Source organism: Oceaniradius stylonematis, from assembly GCF_965223445.1.
Taxonomy (GTDB): domain Bacteria; phylum Pseudomonadota; class Alphaproteobacteria; order Rhizobiales; family Rhizobiaceae; genus Roseitalea; species Roseitalea stylonematis.
Map to the genome: position 1 here is coordinate 2,233,837 of NZ_OZ244994.1, position 23,209 is coordinate 2,257,045.

Consider the following 23,209-nt stretch of genomic DNA (forward strand, 5'->3'; position numbering starts at 1 on the left):
ATCGGTTGACTCCTGTTCAAGAGTCGGCTCGTCGCATGGGAATCGTTTTGTGCTTTTTCCCCAACTTGGCCCGACGGCGAGTATGCCGGGTCCGCCGCGCGAAGGCGGCACGATTGACGAAACCCGCCGGCGGCTCTAAGGAGATAACGGCCGCTCGCAAGGGCGGTTTTTGTGTTTTCAGCCCGGCGCCGACCGCTCCGGGCAAGCCGCCGGACGCCGTTCGATGACCAGCCAATCGGCCCTGTTCGACACTTATGCCCGTGCGTCGCTCACTGTCGAGCGCGGCGAAGGCTGCTGGCTGCATGACACGGACGGCCGCACCTTTCTCGATTTCGGCAGCGGCATCGCGGTCAACGGGCTCGGCCATGCCCATCCGCATCTGATTTCCGCGCTCACCGAGCAGGCCGGCAAGCTTTGGCACACATCCAACCTCTACCGCATTCCCGATCAGGAGCGGCTGGCCGAACGCCTGTGCGCGGCAACATTTGCCGATCGCGTCTTCTTCACCAATTCGGGTGTCGAAGCGGTCGAATGCGCGATCAAGACGGCGCGCCGTTACTTTTATGCGAAAGGCGAGCCCGATCGGGTCGGCATCATCACCTTCCAGGGTGCCTTCCACGGCCGTACGCTGGCGACCATCGCCGCCGGCGGCCAGGCCAAATATCTCGAAGGCTTCGGTCCCAAGGCCCCCGGTTTCGACCAGGTCCCCTTCGGCGACATGGATGCGCTGGAGGCGGCGATCACCGGCGAGACCGCCGCGGTCCTGATCGAGCCGGTGCAGGGCGAGGGCGGCCTCCGGCCGGTGCCCGACGAAACGCTCCGCGCAATGCGCGACTTGTGCGACGCGCACGGCCTGTTGCTGATCTTCGACGAGATCCAGTGCGGCATGGGCCGCACCGGACGGCTCTTCGCCCATGAGCATGCCGGCATCGCGCCCGACATCATGGCCACCGCCAAGGCGCTCGGCGGCGGCTTCCCGGTCGGCGCGTGCCTTGCCACCGAGGAGGCCGCCAGCGGCATGGTTCCGGGCGTCCATGGCACCACCTATGGCGGCAATCCGCTGGCCATGGCGGTCGGCAATGCCGTGCTTGACGTGATGCTCGAAGACGGCTTTCTCGAGGCGGTCGAGCAAAAGGCCCTGCGCCTGAAGCAGGGTCTCGTCTCGCTGGTCGACCGTTTCCCGGACATCTTCGGCGAGGTGCGCGGCAAGGGGCTGATGACCGGCCTCAAATGCGTCGTGCCGAACACCGATGTCGTCCGCGCGCTTTTCGACGGTCACATGCTCGTTGTGCCGGCCGGCGACAATGTGATCCGCATCCTGCCGCCGCTGATCGTCTCCGACGAGGAAATCAGCGAAGGGCTTGCCCGTCTCGAGGCCGCCGCTCGCGCCCTTTCGACCCACGCCGGCGCCTGAAGCGCCCGATCCCTGTCCAGTTACGGGTTTTATTCATGAGTGCTCGCCATTTTCTCGATCTGTCCGCCGTGACCGCGGCCGATCTGCGCACCATCATCGACTCCGCCCTGGCCGGCAAGGCCGCGCACAAGGCCGGCACCGCCGCGCGCCCGCTCGAAGGCAAGGCACTGGCCATGATCTTCGAAAAGCCGTCGACGCGAACGCGCGTCTCTTTCGATGTCGGCATGCGTCAACTTGGCGGCGAGACGATCATGCTGACCGGCGGCGAAATGCAGCTCGGCCGCGACGAGACGATCGCCGACACCGCGCGCGTCCTGTCGCGCTATGTCGACATCATCATGATCCGCACCCATGAGCATGACCGGCTCGCCGAACTGGCCGACGCCGCCACCGTCCCGGTCATCAACGGGCTGACCGACGCAACCCATCCCTGCCAGATCATGGCCGATGTGATGACCTTCGAAGAGCATCGCGGTCCGGTCGCCGGCAGGAAGATCGCCTGGTCGGGTGACGGCAACAATGTGCTGCATTCGATGATCGAGGCCAGCGCCCGCTTCGCCTTCGAGCTGGCCGTCGCCGTGCCCAGTGGCAATGAGCCCGATCGTGCCTATATGGACTGGGCGCGCGGGCAAGGGGCGAAGGTCTCCGTGACCCATGACCCCGAAACCGCGGTGCAAGACGCCGACGCCGTCGTCACCGATACCTGGGTCTCCATGGGCCAGGAGGAACGTGCCCGCGGCCACAATGTGTTCATGCCCTATCAGGTTAACCAGGCGCTCATGGCCCATGCCAAGCCGGACGCCCTGTTCATGCATTGCCTGCCCGCCCATCGGGGCGAGGAGGTCACCGACGCGGTCATCGACGGTCCGCAATCGGTGGTGCTGGACGAGGCCGAAAACCGGATGCATGTCCAGAAGGCCATTATCGCATGGTGTCTGGGCGAGAGCCTCGCCTGACCGGGCGCAAAGCGGAAAGACACGAAGATGACCGACATCCGATCGACGCCGGCGGGATCGATACCGCCGGTGAACTCTGCTCCCGTGGGCCTTGATGCCGTCGTTCCATTCCAGATCGACGCGCTGGACGCGCGCGGCCGCGCCGTGCTGCTGGGCGATGCGCTCGACGGTATCCTTGCCCGCCATGACTATCCCGAACCGGTCGCCCGCCTTCTGGGCGAGATGACGGTGCTGACGGTGCTTCTGGGCACCTCGCTCAAGTTCGAGGGCAAGTTCATCGTCCAGGCGCAGACCGACGGCCCGGTCTCGCTGCTCGTCGTCGATTTCGTCACGCCGGGCACGGTGCGCGCCTATGCCAGGTTCGACGAGGGTGCGGTCGATGCCGCGGTTGCGGCCGGCCACGCCCGGCCCGAAGACCTTCTGGGCACGGGCACGCTGGCGCTGACCGTCGACCAGGGCGCCTACATGAACCGCTATCAGGGCATCGTTCAACTCGACGGGGCTTCGCTCGAGGAGATCGCGCGCAACTACTTCCGCCAGTCCGAACAGATCCCCACCGAGCTTCGCCTCGCCGTGGGCCGGCTCTCCGTGCGCGGCGATGACGGGTCCATGCGCCAGTTCTGGCGTGCGGGCGGCATCGTCGCCCAGTTCCTGCCCGATGCGCCCGAGCGCATGCGCGCGACCGACCTGCATCCGGGCGAGGCGCCCGACGGTGTCGAGATCGACATGCCCGATGACGACGATGCCTGGGCCGAGGTCAAGGCGCTGGTCGGCACGGTCGACGATGACGAACTGATCGACGAGGGCGTCGGCGTGCACGCGCTGCTGTTCCGGCTTTTCCACGAGCGCGGCGTCCGCGTCTTCGATGCGCAGGACATCCGCGAGAAATGCACCTGCACCCGCGACAAGGTGGCCGGCGTTCTTGCGTCGCTGTCCGACGAGGACGTTGCCGAGGCGACCCGTGACGGCAAGATCACGATCACCTGCGAATTCTGTTCGACCGTCTATGAGTTCGCGCCCGGTGACGCGAAAACGTGAGTTGCGGCCGGCGGCGGAATGCGCTGCCGCCGGTCGCCCCACGCATCCGGCGCGGCCCATGACCAAGATTTAACTTGTTCGGCGTCATTGGTGCCTTATTTTCCGCCCAAAGGACGCATCGATGCTGAAATCCGTCGAAGACCCGCAGATCGCCGGAGACGACACTGCGCCTGCCCGCCGCCCGGGCGGCGGCGTGGCGACGGCCCTGCGCGCCACCGTCCAGGCAGCGCTGATGGTGGCTGTTCTTGTCGGCTCCTATCTGGCGATGGAACGGCTGATCGCCGCCGCGCCCGAACGGACCGCGCGGCCCCAGCCGGATGTGTCCGTGCCGGTCGAGGCGGTGGTTGTCGCCGCCGGTGACGAGCGGCCCAATGTCAGCCTTTACGGCGAGGTGGCCGCCGCGCGTGCCGTCGATATCCGCCCGCCCGTGTCGGGCGAAGTCATCGCCATCCACCCGGACCTGTCGGCGGGCCGGCGCATCGAGGCGGGCGCAACCCTGTTCGAGATCGATCCGTTCGATCTCGAAGTGGCGCTGGCCGAGGCGCGGGCCAATCTCGCCCAGACCGAGGCGACCATCGCCGAGAACGAGGCGCGGCTCGTCTCGGAGCGCGCACAGCTCGAAGGCGCCCGCGATCAGCTGGACCTCGCCCGCAGCGATCTGGCGCGCGCCGAGCAGTTGCGCGGCAATGGCACGCTGACCGCCAAGCAGGTCGAGGATCGCGAACTGATCGTTTCCCAGCGTGAACAGGCCGTTTCCCAAAGGGTCAACAACATCGCCATAGAGGAAGCGCGGCTCGATCAGCAGCGTGCCATCCGCACCCGGCTGGAACTGGGCGTGCGGCGCGCCGAGCGCAATCTCGGCGACACGGCGGTGCGGGCACCGTTTTCCGGCGTGGTCCGTTCGTCCACCGTTGAAACGGGGCGCATCGTTGCAGCCAATGACGTGGCCGTCGCCATGTACGATGACAGCGCGCTCGATGTCCGCTTCACCCTGACCGACGCGCAATATGGCCGCATTGCCACCGACGCCGATCCCCTGATCGGCCGCGACGTGACGCTGGTCTGGACCGTCGGCAATCTCGACTACACCTACACCGCCACCGTCAACGGCATCGGCGCCGACATCGCCTCGGCACGCGGCGGCGTGGACGTTTTCGCGCGCATCGATGTGACCGACGCGCCGGTGCAACTCCGCCCCGGCGCCTTCGTCGCCGTGACAGTGCCCGACCGGCTCTATGAAGACGCCGTGCGGCTGCCGGAGACCGCGCTCTATGACGCTGGAACCATGTATGTGATCGCCGATGGCCGGCTCGAGCATCGGACCGTCGAGGTTGCCGCCTTCGATGGCGCCGACGTGATCGTCACCGGCGGGCTGACGGCCGGCGAACAGGTGATGACGACGCGCCTGTCCAATGTCGAGGACGGGCTGAAGGTCTCGGTTCCCAGCGCCGAAACGCCGGCCATCGACGATGGGTCGACGCCGGTTGCCGGGGCGCGTCCGAGCGAAGAGATGATCACCGCGGCCAAGCGCCTGAGCGGATTGACGGACGCGCAGTGGGACGCGCTGTCGGGCGACGAGCGCCGCGCCTATTTCCGGCAATTGCGCGACCGGCCCGACACGGCCGGCGACGGCTGACATGGCCCCGTCCGGCATATCGCGGCATCGCCTCGTTGGCGCGTTCCTGCGCCATCCCAATGCGGCCAATCTGCTGATGGTGCTGATGATCCTGTTCGGCGTCTTCGCGCTGGCGCGGATCAACACCCAGTTCTTTCCGACCATCGAGACCTCGACGGTTTCGGTTTCCATCGCCTGGTCGGGTGCCAGCGCCGAGGATGTCGAGCAGAACATCCTTGCGGTCGCCGAGCCCGAACTGCGCTTCATCGAGAACGTCAAGCAGGTCGTCTCCTACGCCCGCGAGGGCTCCGCATCGATCCGCCTCGAATTCGAGGAAGGCACGGACATGCAAAAGGCGGTGGCCGACGTCGACACCGCCGCAAAGGCGCTGACCAACCTGCCCGAGGGGTCCGAGGACCCCAAGGTGACCACCAGCCAATGGTTCGACCGCGTCGCCTCGATCTCCATCGGAGGCGACGTGTCCGAAGCGGTGGTTCGCGACTGGGCCCAGCGCATCCGCGACGATCTGGTCGAGCGCGGCATCGACAAGGTGACGTTCACCGGCATGCGCGACCCCGAATTGCAGGTGACCGTGCCCGAGCGGGAGCTGCGCCGGCTCGATCTGACGATCTCCGACATATCAAGGGCGATCGGCGCGAACTCGCGCGACCTGCCGTCCGGCAATCTGGACGGCGCGGTGGAACGGCAATTGCGCACCCTGTCCGACGCCGAGGATGCGCGCGCGCTCGGCCGGATCGAGGTCAAATCGTTCCCGACCGGCGAAAAGGTGCGCCTTGGCGACATTGCCGAGGTTCGCGAAGGGTTCGAGGATGGCGCGATCCAGGGCTTTTCCAACACGTTTCCGGCGATCGAGATCGACGTCCAGTCGACCGCCACCGCGGACACGCTGACGACCAACGCGATCCTGCAGGATTATGTCGCGGAGATCCGGCCGCAACTGCCGGCCAGTCTCGAACTGCAGGTCTACGAGGTGCGCGCGGACTCGCTCAACGAGCGGATCATGCTGCTGGTCAAGAACGGTGCGACCGGGCTGCTGCTCGTCCTGATCGTCCTGTTCGCCTTCCTGCATGTGCGCATCGCGGTCTGGGTCGCCGCCGGCATTCCCGTCGCGCTGCTGGCCACCGTCGGGCTGATGTATGTCTTCGGCGAAACCATCAACATGCTGTCCCTGTTCGGGCTGATCATGATGCTCGGCGTCATCGTCGACGACGCGATCGTCGTCGGCGAACACACCGACACGCGCCTTGCGATGGGAGACGATCCGGTGACGGCCGCCGAAAACGGCGTCGGTGCCATGTTCACGCCGGTCACCGCCGCGCTGACGACGACCGTCGCGACCTTCGCGCCTCTGCTCTTGATCGGCGATACGATCGGCCAGATCGTTGGCGTGCTGCCGGTCGTCGTGATCGCCGTCGCCATCGCCTCCATCGTCGAGTGTTTCTTCATCCTGCCCGGCCATCTGAGCCATTCGCTGCAGGGCCGCTCGGCGCCGCGCTGGTCGCATTGGCGGGTCTTCTTCGTCGGCCTCGTCATCGTCCTGTTCATGGCAGCCTTCTTCACGCGTGCCGGCGGCGAGGGCGGCGTCGCCCAATCGCTGCCCTTCATCGCCGCGTTCGACGCATGGCGGCAGACCGTTTCCCCGTTCATGTTCGGAACGGTCGCCGCAGCGGTCGCACTCATCGCAGCCGTTCTTGTCGAGTTTGTCCTTTACGCGGTGCGCGTCGGCTTCGGCCGCAACCGGCGCACCTTCGACGCCGACGAAATGCCCGAAGATGGCTGGTTCCGGCGCAATTTCGACGCCGGCTTCAACTGGATCCGGCAGGGCCCGTTCGCCTGGCTGGTGCGGCTGGCCTACAATTGGCGCTATGTGTCCATGGCGATCGCGGTCGGTCTCGTCATGGTCTTTGCCTGGGGCCTGCGCGCCGGGGAACATGTCGGCTTCGTCTTCTTCCCCTCGCCGGAGTCCGAGAACATATCCGGCTCGATCATCCTGCATCCGGGCACGCCGGAACGCGAGGCGATCATGGCCGTGCGGGAGTTCGAGAATGCGCTGCGCCGCGCCGAAGCGAACCTGACCGGCGACAATGGCGAAGAGCTGATCGAGGCGGTGTTTGTCACGCTTGGCTCGTCCGGCCGTTCGCAGGGCGACAATCTCGCCCGCATCAAGGTGCAGCTCACCATCTCGGAACGGCGCACCATTCGTACGCCGGAGATCGTGCGCGCCTGGCGGGCCGAGGCGCCCGAGCTTCCGTCCGTCCGCCGCTTCGCGGTGCGCCAGTCGCGCGGCGGTCCGCCCGGAGCCGACATCGATGTCGAGCTCAGAGGCTCCTCCATTGCCGTCCTCAAGGAAGCCGCCGTCGAGGTGACGGCAATCGTTGCGGCCATCCCCGGCGTCACGGGCGTCGAGGACGATCTGCCCTATGGCAAGCCCGAACTGATCATGACGCTGACGCCGCGCGCGGCGGCCTTGGGCTTCACCCTCGACGAGGTGGGCACGCAGGTGCGCAATTCCGTCGAGGGCATGGTGCCGCGGCGCTTTGCGCGCGGCGACGACGAAGTGGCAATCCGCGTCAGCCAGGACATGGACGGCCAGGGGACGGCGGCCCTGCGCGCCATGATGCTGACCGCGCCATCGGGCGATCTGGTACCGCTGACCGAAATCGTCACGCTGAGCGAGCAGCAGGGCTTCTCGGCGATCCAGCGTCAGGACGGACAGACGACGATCTCGGTGACCGGTGAAATCGATGCGGCGGTCAACACCACCGACGGTGTCGTCGACCAGCTTGTCTCGTCAGGCGCTCTGGACGCCATCGCCCGCACCTATGGCATCGACTATGATTTCGGCGGCCGCAGCCAGGAGCAGCGCGACGCCTTCGCCGATCTGGGCTTCGGCACGCTGATCGCGCTGAGTGTCATCTACATCATCCTGGCCTGGGTGTTCGGCAGCTATTTCCGCCCGTTCGCGGTCATGCTGATCATCCCGTTCGGCGTCGTCGGCGCCGTGGTCGGCCACTGGCTGATGGGCTATCAGCTCACCATGCTGTCGATGATCGGCCTGCTCGGCCTGTCGGGCATTCTGGTCAACGATTCCATCATTCTGGTTTCGCGGCTCGAGGAGCGGCTGAAGACCGGCGAAGCGATCCGCGAAGCCTGCATCAATGCGAGTTGCGACCGGTTTCGCGCCGTCCTTCTGACGTCGCTGACCACCATTGGCGGCCTGATCCCGCTCCTGTTCGAGACCTCGCTTCAGGCCCAGTTCCTGATGCCGATGGCGATCACCATGGTGTTCGGGCTGGCCACGGCGACGGTGCTGGTCCTGTTCCTCGTGCCGGTCTTCATCGGCATCGGCGAGGACATCCGCAACCTGCTCGTCGCGCTCTACGGCGACCGGCGGCGCCTGCCGCGGCCCGTGGCCGGTCAATGATCGTCAGTTGATCGTCCGCACGACGTTCGGCACGTCCAGAGAAAAGGCCGGAACGCGCGCCCGCATCCGCTCGCCGCTTTGCCGCCGCATCACATAGTGACCGACCATCGTGCCCGACGGCGTGTTCAGCGGGCATCCCGAGGTATATTGGAAGCTGTCGCCGGGAGACAGGACGGGCTGCTCGCCGATGACGCCGGGACCGCTCACCTCCTCCACCGCGCCCAGCGCATTGGTGATGCGCCAGTAGCGGCTTTCGAGCTGCACCGTCTCTTCGGAATGGTTGGCGATCACCACCGTATAGGCCCAGAACCAGCGGCCGTCGTCCGGCTCAGACTCCTCGTCCAAAAAGTCGGGCCGCACGGTCACTTCGATCCCGTCTGTCGTCTCGCGATACATGCGCCGACTCTAGCCAAACACGTTCGGCCGGAAAAGGGCGCGGGCACGCGAAAGTGAGTCGGCGTGATGATCGCTGCCCGGTGATGATGGTGACCTTGGAGGACAAGTGTCGTATGGGCGGGACCGTTCGCTTCAACCGATCCATGCGCCATGTTCGACAGCACGCTCCGGTCCAAGCTCGATCCCGCCCTTGAGCGGCTTGCCGCGCGTCTGGCGCGCGCCGGCGCGACCGCCGACCAGGTGACCGTCGCCGGGATGGTGCTCGGCGTCGCGGCAGCCGGCGCGATCGCGCTGCACTGGTTCTGGCTTGGCCTCGCGCTGATATTGATCAGCCGCCTTTGCGACGGTCTCGACGGCGCCGTCGCGCGCATCACCGGCAAGACCGATTTCGGCGGCTATCTCGACATCGTACTGGATTTTGCCTTTTACGGCGTGATCCCGATCGGCTTCGTCCTTGCCGATCCCGGCGCCAATGCGGTGGCCGGTGCCGTTCTGGTCTTTTCGTTCTATGTCAACGGCGCCAGCTTCCTCGCCTATGCGATCATGGCCGAGCGGCACGGGCTTTCGAGCGAAAGCCATGGCGAGAAGTCGATCTTCTTCACCACCGGCCTTGCCGAAGCCACCGAGACCATCGCCGTATTCGTTCTGATGTGTCTCGTGCCGCACTGGTTCGCGGCAATCGCCTGGGTCTTCGCCGCGATCTGCCTTTACACGGCCGTCTCGCGCATTGCTCTGGCCTCGCGGACCCTGCGCTGAACGTACGCTACCCCGCCGCCGCCAGCGCCCGGTCCAGATCGGCGATCAGGTCCTGAGCGTCTTCGAGGCCGACCGACAGGCGCATCGTGCCGCCGCCGATCGACAGTTCGGCGCGGTCTTCGTCCGACAGGTTCTTGTGCGTCGTCGTCGCCGGATGGGTGATCAGGCTCTTGGCATCGCCCAGATTGTTGGAGATGCCGACGATTTCGAGCGCGTTGGCGAATGCGAACGCCGATCGCTTGCCGCCCTTGACGTCGAACGCCACCAGCGTCGATCCGCCGCTCATTTGCTTGGGCACGATATTGGCCTGCGGATGGTCCGGCCGCCCCGGATAGACGACGCGGCTGATTGCCGAGTGGTCGGCGAGAAAGTCCGCCACCGCGCCGGCGCTCTTCGTCTGTTGCGCGACCCGCAGCGGCAGCGTCTCCAGCCCCTTGAGCATCACCCAGGCGTTGAACGGGCTCATCGACGGGCCGGTATGGCGGAAAAAGTCGTGCAGATGCTCGTCGACCCAGTCCTGTGGGCCGAGCACGACGCCACCAAGGCACCGCCCCTGCCCGTCAATATGCTTGGTGGTCGAATAAACGACGATGTCGACGCCCAGCACCATCGGGTTCTGCAGGAGCGGCGTGGCGAACACATTGTCGATCACCGTTTTGGCGCCGCAGGCACGCGCCACCGCAACCACATGGGCGATATCGACGATCTCCAGCGTCGGATTGGTCGGGCTTTCGAAGAAGAACAGCTTGGTGTTCGGCTTGACCGCGCGTTCCCAGGCCTTGGGATCGGTGCCGTCGACCAGCGTCGTCTCGACACCATAGCGCGGCAGCAACTGCTCGACGATCCACCGGCACGAGCCAAACAGCGCCCGTGCCGCAATCACATGATCGCCGGCCGAAACCTGGCAGAGGATGGAGGCCGCGACCGCGGCCATGCCCGAGGCCGTCGCGCGCGCCGCTTCGGCGCCCTCGAGCGCACACATGCGCTGTTCGAACATCTCGACGGTCGGGTTGGCATAGCGCGAATAGACAAAGCCCGGATCGTCGCCCTTGAAGCGCGCCTCGGCCGCCTCGGCGCTGTCATAGACAAAGCCCTGCGTCAGGAACATCGCCTCGGATGTCTCGCCGAAGGCCGAACGTGTTGTCCCGGCATGCACCATGCGTGTCGCCGGCTTCAGATCTTGCCTCTCGTCGGCCATGGCAGCCACCCCACACAAAAATCCCGGCCTCATGCCGCCATGAGCCGGGTCGTTGCCGTCCAAATATCCGGCAAATCCTCGGCCTTTTAGCGAGTTTTGGGAGCGCGCTCCCGTGGCTGCAAGCCGGCCGGCCAAATCACCACGTCAATAAGCTGTCCATAAAGGGCCGCGTGCCTTGCGTCAATTGGCGGTGCTGGCCATCGTGCCGCCGCACTGGGGCAGGGCAGGCAGTTTCATGACGCGGCGCGACAGCGGCATCCTCGCCGATCACGACATTGAAGGCTTGGTGGAGACCGGGGCGATCATCGTGCCGCGGCCGCTCGACGACAACCAGATCCAGCCCGCCAGCCTTGATCTGCGCCTGGGCACCACCGCCTACCGGGTGCGCGCCAGCTTCATGCCGGGTGCGGCGCACGCCGTTGCCGGCAAGCTCGCCCAATACGAGCTCCACCGGATCGACCTGACCGAAGGCGCGGTTCTGGAGACCGGCTGCGTCTACATCGTGCCGCTGCTGGAAAGCCTGGCATTGCCGGCGGACATCGCCGCCGCCGCCAACCCGAAAAGCTCGACCGGCCGGCTCGACATCTTCACCCGCGTGATCACCGACAATGCGGTGGAGTTCGACAAGGTCCCCGCCGGCTATGAGGGCCCTCTGTTTCTGGAGGTCAGCCCGCGCACATTTCCGATCATCGCACGCACCGGCTCGCGCCTGACACAGATCCGCTTCCGCATCGGCCACGCCGTGCTTGGCGCCGCCGCGCTCGCCGACCTGCACGATGCCGAAACGCTGGTTGCCGGCGACACGCCCAACATTTCGCAGACCGGCATCGCCCTGTCCGTCGACCTTTCAGGCGACGCATCGGGCCTCGCCGGCTATCGCGGCAAGCGGCACACCGGCCTTGTCGATGTCGACAAGCCCGCCGCCCATGACGTGCTCGATTTCTGGGAACCGGTGCATGTGCGCGACCGCAAGGAACTGATCCTCGATCCGGACCAGTTCTACATTCTCGTCAGCCGCGAGGCGGTGCATGTGCCGCCGCTTCATGCCGCCGAGATGACGCCGTTCGATCCGCTGGTCGGCGAATTTCGCGTCCACTATGCCGGCTTTTTCGATCCCGGTTTCGGCCATTCGGCGGCGGGCGGCACAGGCAGCCGCGCCGTTCTGGAAGTGCGCAGCCATGAGGTGCCGTTCGTTCTCGAACACGGCCAGATCGTCGGCCGGCTCGTCTATGAACACATGATCGGCCGGCCGTCGGCGCTCTACGGCGCCGATCTGAAGTCAAACTACCAGGCGCAGGGCCTCAAGCTTTCGAAGCATTTCCGGGCGCCGTAGCGTCAGCCGCGCGCATGGCGCGCACCTCGGCACGCAAGGCCCGCACCTCTTCCAGGATCAGCGTCTGCTCGTCATGCAGCGACGACCGCTCGTCGGCCGCCTGTGCGTCGTGTTCGGCCTGCATGGCGGAGACGACCACGCCGATGAACAGGTTCAGAACCGTAAAGGTCGTCGCGGCGATGAACGGAATGAAGAACGCCCACGCCCAAGGGAACGCGTCCATCACCGGCCGCACGATGCCCATCGACCAGCTCTCCAGCGTCATGATCTGGAAAAGCGAATAGGCGGAAGCGGCGATCGAGCCGAACCATTGCGGAAACTCGCCGCCGAACAGCTTGGTCGCCATCACCGAGAAGACATAGAAGACCAGCATCAGCAGCAGCACGATCGAGCCGAGCCCCGGCAATGCGGTCAGGAGCCCGCCGACGACGCGGCGCATGGACGGCACGGCGCTGATCAGGCGCAGCACGCGCAGGATGCGCAGCGCCCGCAGCACCGAGAACGGACCGGCGGCGGGGATCAGCGCGATCGAGACGATGATCAGGTCGAAGATGCGCCACGGGCTTTTGAAGAAGTCGAGCCGGTAGACGGCGAACTTGATCATCAGTTCGACGACGAACACCGCCAGGATGAGCCGGTCGATCGTCAGAAGAACCGGCCCGATCGCATCCATCAGGGCGGGCGATGTTTCCATGCCCAGCGTGATCGCATTGATGATGATCAGGATGATGATCGCGCGCTCAAAGCGCTGGCTTTCAACGAACGATTTCAGGGACTGCATGGAAGACACCGGCCGGAATCGGAATGAAGGTGACGCCTATATACGGTTGCACGCGGCGGTTTGAAACGGGTCCGGGCGCTACCGGCGTCAATCCTGTCTCTGGTGTGCCGTATGCGGTGTCTTTTCCCATTCGAACGGTCGGCTGAACAGATGGACGAGCGCGCGCCATGCGGCGACGGACTGCGCCATCCAGTAAACCGGGATCAGCACAATGCGCCAACCGATCTTGCTTCGCTCCTCCGGCGCGGTCGCCAGCCAGCACAGCGCTCCGAACGCCAGATAGCTTGCGGCGATCATCAGCCAGTCGATCCAGGCGATCAGGCTCATATAGGCCGGATCGGGCGACTGGACGGTCAGCCAGATGCTCAGCCCCACCGCATTGACCAGCACCAGCGGGTGCAGCAGGGCCGAGACGAAGGTGCCCGTCAGAAGCAGCTGTGTGATCACGAACGCGCGCAGATGCATGTTGCGGTAGAGCCGCGCCGGCTCTCGCGTGTGCACGATCCATGTCTGCATCCAGCCCTTGAACCAGCGCGTACGCTGCGGCAGCCAGGCGCCCAATGTGTGCGGCGCATCTTCCAGCGTCGGTCGGCTGATCATCGCCGTGCGGTAGCCGCCGCGCCACAGCCGCATGCCCAGGTCGGCGTCTTCGGTGACGTTGAACGGGTCCCAGCGGCCCACCTGATCCAGCGCATGCCGGCGGAAATGCGGTCTTATGTAGCAAGCGCACCAAGCGCTAGCTCGTAAGCCCAAAGAAATGGTGACAACAGAACATGACTAGCTATTCTCAGCGAATGAATGAGGGGCAAGCTTACATCACGATTACGCTTGATTTGCGTGATCCGATTGAGATCAATGACTTCGCGGCAATGTTTGCGGGGGTTGGCGCCCAGTTTGAAGCATACCTGAAGCGCCATCATCCCGACCTAAAGGGAAACGCCCGCCTTTATGTCAGGGAAGTGCGTCATGGGTCGGTCGTTGCCGACCTGTTTCCGAACATCCCCGATCTAATTGGCATCATGGATGGCGCACTAATTGTCATGGGCTTTGGAGCGCTGTTCAGCAAGCGTATCCGCAAACTGATTTCCGGCCAGTTCATCGAAGATGGCAGCAAATCCGATATCAAAGAAATTGGCGAAACCATCCGTGCTGTCTCTAACGACAACGGCGGCAAGATGACGATTGAGAGCGTCACCTATGACAAGAACGAAAAGAACACCAAGCTAGAGATTGTTTTCGATGCGAGTGAAGGGCGGAAGGCCGTCGAAACGCTAAACGAGCAAAAGAAGGCGTTGGACGCAATTGAACATGTGGACTTTTCCCGCGTTCTCATGGTTTTCGAGCGGTCCCGCAAATCAGGCGCGGATGTCGGCAAATCAACGGGAGAACTGGTGGTTATTCCTGAGATATCGGATAAACCGAAAGCGCTCGTTTACGCCTCTGCGGGCGCAGAACAGATCATCAAAACCGAGATCAGGGATGCGCCCGATAACGTCTACAAAAAGGGCTTTGTCGTAGATGCAAATGTCCGGAAGTCTGGAACGCGAGTTGTGGCCTACGCCGTCACGCATGTTCACCAAGTCGTTGACCTGCCCGACGATGACTAAATCCGAACTTCGCGCTCTCCTATCGCCGCCAAACACTGCAACATAAAAGCTGCCGTGAATTTGCCCCGTGACAGCTTGTTCTTGATGTTCGCTTCTTTCTCGTCAACGCCGATCTCAGACAGCTTCTCGACAAGCTGGGCGTAGGTCACTCCCTTCCGTTTCAATTCGGCTTTCAAAAGGTTGGATGCTTTCGCTTCCCAGTCCGTTCGCTCCGGCATGGTCTCACCTATACGCAAAAAGGTATCATTTGTGAGACTTAGGGTATTGCAGGCAGTACGTCAACGTACTATGTACGATACGAAAGGTATCGGAGATAGTACGAATGGCACAGCACTTCCTTCTCTCGGCTCAAGCCCGCACCCTCTCGCTCAAGGCGATCTACAAGGCTGGCGAGCAAGCGGCCTATGAGACGTTCTGCAAGCTGCGCTGGCAGGACACCGGCGGCAAGGCCGTGTGCCCCCGTTGCGGATGCACCGAGACGTATTCGATCAGCACCCGCCGCAAATTCAAGTGCAAGGCGTGCCATCACCAATTCAGCGTCACGTCCGGCACGATCTTCGCCAGCCGCAAGCTGGACTTCACCGACATTCTCGGCGCTATCGCCATCTTCGTGAACGCGGTCAAAGGCGTGTCGGCCCTGCAACTGGCTCGCGATCTGGACGTCCAGTACAAGACCGCATGGGTGATGGCGCACAAGCTGCGCGAGGCCATGGCCAAGGACGTGCACACAGGCGAAATCCTGCAAGGCGAAGTCGAGATGGACGGCGCATACTTTGGCGGCAAAATCCGTCCGGCCAACGCCAAAAAGGACCGCAAGGACCGTCGCCTTGCCAAGCACCAGACCGGCAAGCGCCGCGTCGTCGTCGCCATGCGTGAGCGCCGTGGCCGCACACTGCCCTTTGTCGAACTGTCGGAAGCCCGTGGCGTCGAACTGGCAAAGCAGCACATTGACCGTATGGCCATCGTGTCAGCCGATGAAGCCTCGCACTGGGACATGCTGCATGCGGGCTGGCAGGTCGAGCGCGTCAACCACAGCGAAGCCTACAGCGATCACGGCAAGCACACGAATTGGGTCGAGAGCTTCTTTTCCCGCCTGCGTCGCATGGTCAGCGGCCAGCATCACCATGTGTCGCCGCAGTACCTCTATCAGTACGCCAACCATGCCGCGTGGTGCGAGGACAACCGTCGTAACAGCAACGGTGCGAATGCCGCCGGGCTACTGGAAAACGCGCTGACATCGCCGGTCAGCCGGGCTTGGAAGGGGTATTGGCAGCGGGCAGCCTCTTAGGTCGGAACGGAGCGCGGCCCAATCATTCGGGCGAAAAGGTTGAGCAAATCCACACCGCTCGCCGGCGAAGCGGCTTTGGCAAGTATGTCAAATGCGCCTGTTGTGGTATCTTCCAGCACGACAAAAAGGCCGCTGTCATTCTCCAGTGATTCGAGGCCCTGCCCGAAGAATGTTTCTCGCGATACTTCTGTCAGCCAGAGTGTACGCGAACCATCAATCTGAACCGAAAGGTCAATATCCATGGCGAAGGTCTACAAGCTGCACCCAAAGGTCCGCGAGCGTGTTGCGCCGAAGATATCTGCCGCCGCGCTTGCCGAGTACCTGATCATGAAAGCTGATCAGCAAGATACAGTCCTCCACAATTCGCGCTACTCGACCCCGCCAGTGGTGACGCCGCATTCCGGTGCATTGCGCCCCATCCGGGCTTACAACGCTGACCCGTACCGAAACAAGAATGTGCTCGAAGCGGCAAAGGAAGCGTTAACGCAGCGCTCGCGAGATACTTCTATCACACCGAAGGGCCGGGAGGAATCCCTTCGCTGCATTGAAACCATTGAGCTTTTCGAGCGTGCTGAGAATGCCTTCGGCCTCAAGTCTCTCAAGCTGGAAGAATCACAGCGGTTTTCGCCTCTGGATGTAAACGGTGTTCTGGTGACCGTCCAGCCTGACCTGATTGTGCGCACCGGCGGACAGTCGGGCGCTGTTGGTGTGATCTTCTTCCGGCCACAAAAGGCACCCGACCCAGCGGCGTGCCAGATGGAAGAAACCCGCCGCGCCAGAGGCGAGCATCGTCGTGAGATGGCTAGGTACATGCTCGCCATGGCTGAAATGAGCTGGGAAAAACAGCCAACCGATTTTGATCGAGCAACTTCTTTCGTTGCGGACATTAGGACCGGCGAACGCATCGATTTTTCGACCAGCGATCATGCCGCCCGCGTCCGCGCTGTCCGTGCCGCCTGTGATCACATTGCCCGGCTTTGGGATACAATCGAACCGAGAGCGTCAATTCGCGCAAAAAACTAGACGCTCCACACCACATTCCCCTTGCCGTCCGTAGCCTTGCGCGCGGCATCGGACGCACGCAGGCACTTTCCTACCCGTTTGGTCAGATCGGACACGTATCGCCTGTCTCTGGCGTCCTGACCGCTCTGTGAGACGATCTCCTGCGCGATCTGGCGTGAGGTCATCGGGCCGTCAGCTTGGCGCAGCACGTCCATGCAGGCCCGGAACAGTTCACCCCTGCCAAACACGACATGGCGCTTCTGGCGGGGCATGGCGGCGTCCAGATCGCCGTCATAGCCGAGCACGCCTAGCGTGCGGTCCAGTGCGTCGATATCGTTCTTGATCTCGGCTAGGCGGTCGCGGATGGATTGCGCCTCGTTCCACAGATCGGCGCGCTTGGTCAGCAAGCCCGATATGGTGTGGTCGAAGGTGTCAGTGCGGGCAGGTCTCATTGTGCTAGCCTGTCGTTGGACTAGCAGGGAGGAAGATATGCCGCTCGGAATAGACTATTTCAGCTTTGACGAAATGTTTGTCTCCAACGACGAGCGTATGGCTTGGGTCAAGATGCGCTTTTCCCGCGACGATACTCTCAATGACGGGACGGACGTTTCTCACAACATCGACATCAGGGTGCGCGTCAATCTTCATGAAGGCGCAACCATTCAAGAATTGCGGGAAGCCGGCCTTTCGGCAGCGGTAGCCGAGCTACGCCACGCTCTTTAAGTGTGCGACGGTAAGTCCGCACAAGAGCTAGTTCGCGAGGCGATGGCCGATACGGAGCGCCGGCAGAAAGAGGCTGACGCCCAATGGAAACAAAATCTGACGGATTCCCTGAATGACGGGTCATGATGCACCTCTAGGTGAATTGTAGGGGAATCAGCGCTCTGGCCGTAGTCTGGTGTTGGTGCGCTTGCTACATAAGGCCGCGGAAATGGTTTGACGTGCCGCCCAGCATGATCGGACTGCCGACGCGCGCGAGCCACGGCATCAGCCCGCCGAACAGGCCCGCATACTCGAGATGAAAAAGCGCGGTCAGCGCATTGCGGCTTGTGTTTGCCTTGACCAGCGGTGCCTGCAGGCAGCCGACCGACTCGTCGCTTTGAAGGAAGGTCTGCCAGGCTTCCTCAAGCTGCCGGGGATGCGGGCGGTCCTCCGCATCGTATAGGGTGATGAACTGGCCGCGTGCGAACATCATCGCGTAGTTGAGCGCCTTGGGCTTGGTGCGCGGCTGTGCCGGCGGAACGCGAACGATCTCGAAGCACGGTGGCAGCTCCTGCCGCGCCAGCGCATCGATCGTGTCGACATCGTCGTCTTCGCACACCAGCAGGATTTGCAGCCGGGAGCGTGGCCATTCGATCGTTTTGAGGCTGGCGATGAGATCGGGAACGACCGCACTCTCTTTGTAGAGGCAGACCAGGACCGAATAGTCGGGCCGGGTACGCGGGTCCATGCGTTTGAGAGGTGCTGTCGCCGGCGCCCGGAAGGTCAGGACGGCCAGAAGCCGCAGCAGCACGCAACTGAAGAAGAACGTCGACATCGCCACATGCAGTGCGGTGCTGGCAATGCCCGGCCGTGTGGCGAAGGCGGCTGCAACGCCCAAAACGAGCAGCGCGGAGACGACGCCCTGCCAGAAGCGGGCGCCGGCATGGGCCGACATGGCAGGTTCGTCATAGGCCAGCTTGCGGGTCGCCGTTTCCAGCAGCAGCGGCCAGTATTTCCGCGTCAGAAGAGTACGCAACGTCTCGGGCTTCGTCAGAGCAAACGACCGCCGGAGACCGTTTGATGCCAGGCTCACGCTGAGGGTTTCGACGGAACGCGGATCGGGCGCGGTCACCGGCAGCGTGCGGCCGTCGCGCAACTGGCACCAGATGAGATTGGCCCGGACATTGACGCCCTCGAGCGAGCCGTCTCGCCCGTTCATGATCATCGCGATATCGCCGGGCTCGACGAAGCTCACCTGCAGATGATTTGCCAGCGTCCGGTAGTAGGCCTCCTGTGTGATGGCGCCATGCGCCAGAAGCTCGGTGCCCGCGACCGTTCCGTTCTTGGCCGCCAGCATCATCGCCTGGCGCATCCGCTTGACTGGAAACCCGATCGGCGCAAGAAACGCGCAGGACGGGCACAAGACATCGCCGTCGGTTTCGGCCGTTTGATCCGGGGGAGGGGGCTGTGCCGCGGGAGCAGGGCCGTGGCTGCGCGGGTCTCCACGGCGTTCGACGGATTGAACCAGAACACCTTCCATCGCACGCCGCCTTTAATACACAAGCAAAAAGAATAAACGGCACTATATCGACGATGTGTTTGAGAGCAATGCTTCGGGATATTTTCAATTTACGCGCCGGAACCCCAGGGGTGTCGTGGGCGCCTGAACGGGTTGCTTCGATGTCGCGAACCGCTTTGGCCGCCGCAGGGCTCGCCATGCTCGCGGGCGCACCCGTTCACGCCGAACCGCCGCGCATCTGGGACCCCGGCTACCGGATCGTCAGTCCCGACTTGGCCGGCATTCCGCGCCTGCGCTTTCTGACCAGTCTCGATTTTCCGCCGTTCAATTTCGCCGACGCCAACCGCAAGCCGACCGGTTTCAATGTGGATCTGGCGCGCGCCATCTGTGCCGAACTCGGGCTGACGGACCGGTGTGAAATCCAGGCGATACCCTGGGACGAGCTCGAACCCGCGCTCGATGGCCGCCGTGGCGAGGTCATTCTCGCCGGAACTGCCCCGAGCGCCGAAAAGCGGCTTCGGTTCGGCCTGTCCGAACCCTATTTCAGGTTTCCGGCGCGGTTCGTCGCCAACCGCGCTTTTCAGCCCGGCGGCGATTTTGCCCGGGCGCTGGAGGGCCGCAAGGTGGCCGTCGTGGCGCGATCCGCCCACGCCGCCATGCTCGAAACGCATTTCCCGGCGACCGAACCGGTGCCCGTTGCCGACATGCCGGCCGCCTATGCGGCGCTCGGGAGCGGCGAGGCCGATCTGGTTTTCGGCGATGGCGTCACCTTGTCTTTCTGGCTGGCCGCGCCGGCCTCCGAACAGTGCTGCCGGTTCGTGTCCGGCCTCTACATGTCCAGCACCCATCTCGGCCATGGCATGGTGGCGGTCACCCGTGCCCAGGACCAGCCGCTGCTCGACGCGGTCAACGCGGCGCTCAGGGCGGTCGAGCAGAACGGCGTCTATGCCGAGATTTTCGCCCGCTACTTCCCGATCGACCCGTTCGGGTCCTGACCGGACCGCGTGCCGCCGTACCGAAACGGCAGAAGCAGCGCCCAACCCAGATTGGAGGTTTGCGGCCCGTCGAAATCGGTCAGGCCGATCCGCATGCCGTCATGGCCGGCGGCCGGCTGATCGGTGTAGGTGCCGAGCAGCCGGTCCCAGACCGACAGGTTGAAGCCGTAATTGCTGTCGGTTTCGCGCGGTACGACCGAATGATGGACCCGGTGCATGTCGGGCGTCACGAACAAGGCCCGGACGACCCGGTCAAGCTTCAGCGGCAGGCGCGCATTGGCGTGGTTGAACATCGCCATGCCGTTGAGCACGATCTCGAAAACCAGCACCGCGACCGCGGGCGCCCCAAGCGCGATGATGACAGCCGCCTTCCAGAGCATCGAGATGACGATCTCCAGCGGATGAAAGCGCAGCGCCGTCGTCAGGTCGAACCCCTGGTCCGAATGGTGCATTCGGTGGATGCGCCAGAGCAGCGGCCATTTGTGGCTGACCAGATGTTCGAGCCACACCGCGAAATCGAGCACGATGAAGGCGATCAGCCCGGCGAGGACGACCGGAACGCCGGTGGCGTTGAACAGGCCCCACCCCTGTTGTTCTGCAAAAAGCGCTGTGCCGACGGCCGCTGCCGGAAAGATGATCCGCAGACAGACCGACGAGATGACGACCATCGACAGGTTGACGAACCAGCGGCGCGATTTCAGCGCGCCGGCCATTTCCGGCCGTTCCAGCCGCGGCGCCCACAATTCGAACGCGGCCATGGCGGCGAAGATCGCGATGAAGGCGGCCAGACGTATTTGCGGTTCGTTTTCCATCACTAGCCAACAGATGGCGCGTCGCCGCGCGCCGGTCAACGCGGCCATCGGGCACAATGGCGTGAGCGTTTCGCTCCGCCGCTTACGATTGTGAGGGCAGCCGGAAGCGCACCCGCGCCGAATGTTCGATGGCGGCGATGACCAGCGCATCGAGATCGAGCGCATCGCGCAGCATCTGCAGGAACCGTAGTTCTTCCTGCTCCACATGCAGGTCGGCGGCGGCGATCTCGACGGCCACCGCATAGGCGGTCTCGTACAGTCTTTGCGGGATCGTGTCGTGAACCATGGTCAGGATCGTCTCGAGGCCGGTTTCCTCCTCGAGTATGGCGGTGCAATTGTTGGCCTGTTCGACCAGGACATCGCGGTCGATGCCTTCGAAGATCGGCAGCGTGTCGGTGATCACGCCGATCCGGTTCAGTTCGCGATCCGACAGCCGCGCATCCGCCGCCGCCACCGTGACCATGATGTAGATCAGCGCCCGGGCCTCATCGATCTTCGCCATCGTTCGATTTCCTGTTTCGTGTCGCTCCGTCTGTATGTTTGCCGCTCCGGCAGCGCAAGCGGCAAGAGGCCCGCCCTTTGTCGCATTGAGCGCCGGCGGCCCACTTCCCATTGCCGTCTTCATGACCTATTGAACCGGCTTTCCGCCGCCATTGTCCGCCGAGGAACCGCCATGAGCGCCGCCCCGCTGCCGCCCGCCGATCTCGATCCGGCCATCGCCGAAGCCGCCGCCAAGTCCAGGGCGTGGCCCTTCGAGGAAGCGCGCAAGATCATCAAGCGCTATGAGAAGACCGGTTATCCGGAGACGGTCCTGTTCGAGACCGGCTACGGTCCGTCCGGCCTGCCGCATATCGGCACGTTCGGCGAAGTGGCGCGCACAACCATGGTGCGCCACGCGTTTCGGGTCCTGACCGGCGACACCGTGCCGACGCGGCTCCTGTGCTTTTCCGACGACATGGACGGCATGCGCAAGATCCCAGACAACGTGCCCGACCGCGCGGCGCTCGAGCCGCATCTGCATAAGCCGCTGACCGCCGTGCCAAACCCGTTCGGCGGCGATTATGAGAGCTTCGGCCACCACAACAATGCCATGCTGCGACGGTTCCTCGACACGTTCGGCTTCGACTATGAGTTCGCCAGCGCGACCGACTATTATACCTCCGGCCGGTTCGACCCGGTTCTGCTGACCGCCTGTGAGCGGTTCGACGAGATCATGGCGGTGATGCTGCCGACGCTCGGGGAGGAGCGGCAGGCAACCTACAGCCCCTTCCTGCCGATCTCGCCCAAGACAGGCCGCGTCCTCTATGTCCCGATGAAGCATGTCGATGCCAAGGCCGGCACGATCACCTTCGACGACGAGGACGGCACCGAGACGACGCTGCCGGTCACCGGCGGCGGCGTGAAGATGCAGTGGAAGCCCGATTTTGGCATGCGCTGGGCCGCGCTCGGCGTCGATTTCGAGATGTTCGGCAAGGATCACCAGACCAATGCGGTCATCTATGACCGCATCTGCGCGATCCTGGGCGGGCGCCCGCCGGAGCATTTCGTCTATGAGCTGTTTCTCGATGACAAGGGCGAGAAAATCTCCAAGTCCAAAGGCAACGGGCTGACCATCGACGAGTGGCTGACCTATGCGCCGGCCGAGAGCCTGGCGCTCTTCATGTTCCAGAAGCCGCGCACGGCCAAGCGGCTCTATTTCGACGTGATCCCCAAGGCGGTCGACGAATATTTCAGTTTTCTGTCTGCCTATGGCCGCCAGGATGCCGCCGCGCGCCTGTCCAATCCGGTCTGGCACATCCATGCCGGCAATCCGCCCGAAGCGGACATGCCGGTTCCGTTCGCGATGCTGCTCAATCTGGTCAGCGCTTCGAATGCCGAGAACCGCGACGTGCTCTGGGGCTTCATCTCGCGTTATGCGCCGGGCGTGAACGCCGAGACCCATCCGCAGCTCGACGCGCTGGCCGGCCACGCCATCCGCTATTTCGAGGATTTCGTGCGCCCGTCCAAGCGCTTTCATGCGCCCGACGATATCGAAAGACAGGCGCTCGCCGATCTGTCGGACGCGCTGGCTGCCCTGCCGGCCGACAAGGCGACGGACGGAGCGGCGATCCAGGATGCGCTTCTCGATGTCGGCCGGGCGTTCGAGCGCTATCAGGACCCGGCCAAGAAAAGCCCGGAAGGCAAGCCCGCCGTGACGGGTGACTGGTTCAATGCGCTCTACCGCGTGCTGCTGGGCCAGGAGCGCGGGCCGCGGCTGGGCTCGTTCATCGCGCTCTACGGGATCGACGAAACGCGCGCCCTGATCAAAAAGGCGCTGGACGGAGAACTGGCCGGCGACGCAGCCGCCTGACC

Annotated in this window: 23 protein-coding genes and 1 riboswitch; of the genes, 13 read left to right on the plus strand and 10 right to left on the minus strand. The window is 64.0% G+C overall.

Annotated elements, in window-relative coordinates; all coding sequences use genetic code 11:
* Positions 1–223 precede the first annotated feature (223 nt).
* The 5 genes from ACOQOU_RS11030 (at position 224) to ACOQOU_RS11050 (ending at position 8,468) form a co-directional block, all read left to right on the plus strand.
* Positions 224–1,414, plus strand: a complete 1,191-nt coding sequence (locus ACOQOU_RS11030; RefSeq protein ID WP_306026489.1) for an aspartate aminotransferase family protein — start codon at positions 224–226, stop codon at positions 1,412–1,414.
* 35 nt (positions 1,415–1,449) lie between these two features.
* On the plus strand, positions 1,450–2,370 hold the full coding sequence (gene argF, locus ACOQOU_RS11035; protein ID WP_109766908.1) for an ornithine carbamoyltransferase: 921 nt from the start codon (positions 1,450–1,452) through the stop codon (positions 2,368–2,370).
* Positions 2,371–2,397: 27 nt separating this feature from the next.
* A complete protein-coding gene (locus ACOQOU_RS11040; protein ID WP_306026488.1) occupies positions 2,398–3,408 on the plus strand; it encodes an Hsp33 family molecular chaperone in 1,011 nt (336 codons plus the stop codon).
* Positions 3,409–3,529: 121 nt separating this feature from the next.
* Entirely contained in the window at positions 3,530–5,044 is a 1,515-nt protein-coding gene (locus tag ACOQOU_RS11045; protein ID WP_109766906.1) for an efflux RND transporter periplasmic adaptor subunit, read from the plus strand.
* A gap of 1 nt (position 5,045) precedes the next feature.
* Positions 5,046–8,468, plus strand: coding sequence for an efflux RND transporter permease subunit (locus tag ACOQOU_RS11050; RefSeq protein ID WP_306026487.1), 3,423 nt, complete (start codon positions 5,046–5,048; stop codon positions 8,466–8,468).
* Between the two features lie 3 nt (positions 8,469–8,471).
* Here ACOQOU_RS11050 and apaG read toward each other — a convergent pair whose 3' ends face one another.
* The gene (gene apaG, locus ACOQOU_RS11055) at positions 8,472–8,864 is read right to left on the minus strand and encodes a Co2+/Mg2+ efflux protein ApaG (RefSeq protein ID WP_109766904.1); all 393 of its coding nucleotides are present in this window, start codon (positions 8,862–8,864) and stop codon (positions 8,472–8,474) included.
* A 150-nt stretch (positions 8,865–9,014) separates the two neighbouring features.
* Between apaG and ACOQOU_RS11060 the strand changes: the two genes are divergently transcribed.
* On the plus strand, positions 9,015–9,620 hold the full coding sequence (locus ACOQOU_RS11060) for a CDP-alcohol phosphatidyltransferase family protein (protein WP_306026486.1): 606 nt from the start codon (positions 9,015–9,017) through the stop codon (positions 9,618–9,620).
* A gap of 7 nt (positions 9,621–9,627) precedes the next feature.
* Here the strand turns inward: ACOQOU_RS11060 and ACOQOU_RS11065 are convergent, their stop codons facing one another.
* The gene (locus ACOQOU_RS11065) at positions 9,628–10,818 is read right to left on the minus strand and encodes an O-succinylhomoserine sulfhydrylase (RefSeq protein ID WP_306026485.1); all 1,191 of its coding nucleotides are present in this window, start codon (positions 10,816–10,818) and stop codon (positions 9,628–9,630) included.
* 66 nt (positions 10,819–10,884) lie between these two features.
* A riboswitch (SAM riboswitch) is annotated at positions 10,885–10,971 on the minus strand.
* Positions 10,972–11,053: 82 nt separating this feature from the next.
* On the opposite strand from ACOQOU_RS11065, the gene ACOQOU_RS11070 reads away from it, so the two are divergent.
* A complete protein-coding gene (locus ACOQOU_RS11070; RefSeq protein WP_306026499.1) occupies positions 11,054–12,151 on the plus strand; it encodes a 2'-deoxycytidine 5'-triphosphate deaminase in 1,098 nt (365 codons plus the stop codon).
* Here the strand turns inward: ACOQOU_RS11070 and ACOQOU_RS11075 are convergent.
* Positions 12,120–12,932, minus strand: a complete 813-nt coding sequence (locus tag ACOQOU_RS11075) for an ion transporter (protein WP_109766901.1) — start codon at positions 12,930–12,932, stop codon at positions 12,120–12,122. The two genes, ACOQOU_RS11070 and ACOQOU_RS11075, sit on opposite strands and share 32 nt — an antisense overlap.
* Before the next feature lie 87 nt (positions 12,933–13,019).
* The gene (locus ACOQOU_RS11080) at positions 13,020–13,685 is read right to left on the minus strand and encodes a glycosyltransferase family 2 protein (protein WP_306026484.1); all 666 of its coding nucleotides are present in this window, start codon (positions 13,683–13,685) and stop codon (positions 13,020–13,022) included.
* Between the two features lie 20 nt (positions 13,686–13,705).
* On the opposite strand from ACOQOU_RS11080, the gene ACOQOU_RS11085 reads away from it, so the two are divergent.
* Complete coding sequence (locus ACOQOU_RS11085; RefSeq protein ID WP_306026630.1) at positions 13,706–14,539, plus strand: hypothetical protein; 834 nt, start codon at positions 13,706–13,708, stop codon at positions 14,537–14,539.
* Here the strand turns inward: ACOQOU_RS11085 and ACOQOU_RS11090 are convergent.
* Positions 14,536–14,757 (minus strand): DUF6471 domain-containing protein, encoded by a 222-nt coding sequence (locus ACOQOU_RS11090; RefSeq protein WP_306026629.1) that lies wholly within the window; start codon positions 14,755–14,757, stop codon positions 14,536–14,538. The genes ACOQOU_RS11085 and ACOQOU_RS11090 overlap by 4 nt on opposite strands.
* 104 nt (positions 14,758–14,861) lie before the next feature.
* On the opposite strand from ACOQOU_RS11090, the gene ACOQOU_RS11095 reads away from it, so the two are divergent.
* Positions 14,862–15,827, plus strand: coding sequence for an IS1595 family transposase (locus ACOQOU_RS11095; RefSeq protein ID WP_306026628.1), 966 nt, complete (start codon positions 14,862–14,864; stop codon positions 15,825–15,827).
* Here the strand turns inward: ACOQOU_RS11095 and ACOQOU_RS11100 are convergent.
* Positions 15,824–16,069, minus strand: coding sequence for a hypothetical protein (locus ACOQOU_RS11100; protein ID WP_306026627.1), 246 nt, complete (start codon positions 16,067–16,069; stop codon positions 15,824–15,826). The two genes, ACOQOU_RS11095 and ACOQOU_RS11100, sit on opposite strands and share 4 nt — an antisense overlap.
* On the opposite strand from ACOQOU_RS11100, the gene ACOQOU_RS11105 reads away from it, so the two are divergent.
* Entirely contained in the window at positions 16,068–16,850 is a 783-nt protein-coding gene (locus tag ACOQOU_RS11105; RefSeq protein WP_306026626.1) for a hypothetical protein, read from the plus strand. The two genes, ACOQOU_RS11100 and ACOQOU_RS11105, sit on opposite strands and share 2 nt — an antisense overlap.
* Here the strand turns inward: ACOQOU_RS11105 and ACOQOU_RS11110 are convergent.
* Complete coding sequence (locus tag ACOQOU_RS11110) at positions 16,847–17,281, minus strand: hypothetical protein (protein WP_306026625.1); 435 nt, start codon at positions 17,279–17,281, stop codon at positions 16,847–16,849. The two genes, ACOQOU_RS11105 and ACOQOU_RS11110, sit on opposite strands and share 4 nt — an antisense overlap.
* A gap of 37 nt (positions 17,282–17,318) precedes the next feature.
* On the opposite strand from ACOQOU_RS11110, the gene ACOQOU_RS11115 reads away from it, so the two are divergent.
* Positions 17,319–17,552 carry a hypothetical protein gene (locus tag ACOQOU_RS11115; RefSeq protein WP_306026624.1) on the plus strand — a complete coding sequence of 78 codons (234 nt, stop codon included), beginning with the start codon at positions 17,319–17,321 and terminating at the stop codon, positions 17,550–17,552.
* 190 nt (positions 17,553–17,742) lie between these two features.
* Here ACOQOU_RS11115 and ACOQOU_RS11120 read toward each other — a convergent pair whose 3' ends face one another.
* Positions 17,743–18,891: a glycosyltransferase gene (locus tag ACOQOU_RS11120; RefSeq protein WP_420578714.1), complete on the minus strand. Its 1,149-nt coding sequence runs from the start codon at positions 18,889–18,891 to the stop codon at positions 17,743–17,745.
* Between the two features lie 320 nt (positions 18,892–19,211).
* On the opposite strand from ACOQOU_RS11120, the gene ACOQOU_RS11125 reads away from it, so the two are divergent.
* Complete coding sequence (locus ACOQOU_RS11125) at positions 19,212–20,045, plus strand: transporter substrate-binding domain-containing protein (RefSeq protein WP_306026447.1); 834 nt, start codon at positions 19,212–19,214, stop codon at positions 20,043–20,045.
* Here ACOQOU_RS11125 and ACOQOU_RS11130 read toward each other — a convergent pair.
* Both ACOQOU_RS11130 and ACOQOU_RS11135 read right to left on the minus strand, forming a co-directional pair.
* Positions 20,015–20,857 carry a sterol desaturase family protein gene (locus ACOQOU_RS11130; protein ID WP_109767029.1) on the minus strand — a complete coding sequence of 281 codons (843 nt, stop codon included), beginning with the start codon at positions 20,855–20,857 and terminating at the stop codon, positions 20,015–20,017. The genes ACOQOU_RS11125 and ACOQOU_RS11130 overlap by 31 nt on opposite strands.
* A gap of 82 nt (positions 20,858–20,939) precedes the next feature.
* The gene (locus ACOQOU_RS11135) at positions 20,940–21,359 is read right to left on the minus strand and encodes a tellurite resistance TerB family protein (RefSeq protein WP_245412758.1); all 420 of its coding nucleotides are present in this window, start codon (positions 21,357–21,359) and stop codon (positions 20,940–20,942) included.
* Between the two features lie 171 nt (positions 21,360–21,530).
* Here ACOQOU_RS11135 and ACOQOU_RS11140 point away from each other — a divergent pair, with 171 nt between their 5' ends.
* Positions 21,531–23,207, plus strand: a complete 1,677-nt coding sequence (locus ACOQOU_RS11140; RefSeq protein WP_306026448.1) for a lysine--tRNA ligase — start codon at positions 21,531–21,533, stop codon at positions 23,205–23,207.
* Positions 23,208–23,209: the final 2 nt, after the last annotated feature.

Bases quoted from the DNA above. Each gene is read 5' to 3' on its own strand.
- ACOQOU_RS11030 (WP_306026489.1), top strand. From the start codon at position 224: ATGACCAGCCAATCGGCCCTGTTCGACACTTATGCCCGTGCGTCGCTC.
- argF (WP_109766908.1), top strand. From the start codon at position 1,450: ATGAGTGCTCGCCATTTTCTCGATCTGTCCGCCGTGACCGCGGCCGAT.
- ACOQOU_RS11040 (WP_306026488.1), top strand. From the start codon at position 2,398: ATGACCGACATCCGATCGACGCCGGCGGGATCGATACCGCCGGTGAAC.
- ACOQOU_RS11045 (WP_109766906.1), top strand. From the start codon at position 3,530: ATGCTGAAATCCGTCGAAGACCCGCAGATCGCCGGAGACGACACTGCG.
- ACOQOU_RS11050 (WP_306026487.1), top strand. From the start codon at position 5,046: ATGGCCCCGTCCGGCATATCGCGGCATCGCCTCGTTGGCGCGTTCCTG.
- apaG (WP_109766904.1), bottom strand. From the start codon at position 8,864: ATGTATCGCGAGACGACAGACGGGATCGAAGTGACCGTGCGGCCCGAC.
- ACOQOU_RS11060 (WP_306026486.1), top strand. From the start codon at position 9,015: ATGTTCGACAGCACGCTCCGGTCCAAGCTCGATCCCGCCCTTGAGCGG.
- ACOQOU_RS11065 (WP_306026485.1), bottom strand. From the start codon at position 10,818: ATGGCCGACGAGAGGCAAGATCTGAAGCCGGCGACACGCATGGTGCAT.
- ACOQOU_RS11070 (WP_306026499.1), top strand. From the start codon at position 11,054: ATGACGCGGCGCGACAGCGGCATCCTCGCCGATCACGACATTGAAGGC.
- ACOQOU_RS11075 (WP_109766901.1), bottom strand. From the start codon at position 12,932: ATGCAGTCCCTGAAATCGTTCGTTGAAAGCCAGCGCTTTGAGCGCGCG.
- ACOQOU_RS11085 (WP_306026630.1), top strand. From the start codon at position 13,706: ATGACTAGCTATTCTCAGCGAATGAATGAGGGGCAAGCTTACATCACG.
- ACOQOU_RS11090 (WP_306026629.1), bottom strand. From the start codon at position 14,757: ATGCCGGAGCGAACGGACTGGGAAGCGAAAGCATCCAACCTTTTGAAA.
- ACOQOU_RS11095 (WP_306026628.1), top strand. From the start codon at position 14,862: ATGGCACAGCACTTCCTTCTCTCGGCTCAAGCCCGCACCCTCTCGCTC.
- ACOQOU_RS11105 (WP_306026626.1), top strand. From the start codon at position 16,068: ATGGCGAAGGTCTACAAGCTGCACCCAAAGGTCCGCGAGCGTGTTGCG.
- ACOQOU_RS11100 (WP_306026627.1), bottom strand. From the start codon at position 16,069: ATGGATATTGACCTTTCGGTTCAGATTGATGGTTCGCGTACACTCTGG.
- ACOQOU_RS11110 (WP_306026625.1), bottom strand. From the start codon at position 17,281: ATGAGACCTGCCCGCACTGACACCTTCGACCACACCATATCGGGCTTG.
- ACOQOU_RS11115 (WP_306026624.1), top strand. From the start codon at position 17,319: ATGCCGCTCGGAATAGACTATTTCAGCTTTGACGAAATGTTTGTCTCC.
- ACOQOU_RS11120 (WP_420578714.1), bottom strand. From the start codon at position 18,891: ATGATGCTGGCGGCCAAGAACGGAACGGTCGCGGGCACCGAGCTTCTG.
- ACOQOU_RS11125 (WP_306026447.1), top strand. From the start codon at position 19,212: ATGTCGCGAACCGCTTTGGCCGCCGCAGGGCTCGCCATGCTCGCGGGC.
- ACOQOU_RS11130 (WP_109767029.1), bottom strand. From the start codon at position 20,857: ATGGAAAACGAACCGCAAATACGTCTGGCCGCCTTCATCGCGATCTTC.
- ACOQOU_RS11135 (WP_245412758.1), bottom strand. From the start codon at position 21,359: ATGGCGAAGATCGATGAGGCCCGGGCGCTGATCTACATCATGGTCACG.
- ACOQOU_RS11140 (WP_306026448.1), top strand. From the start codon at position 21,531: ATGAGCGCCGCCCCGCTGCCGCCCGCCGATCTCGATCCGGCCATCGCC.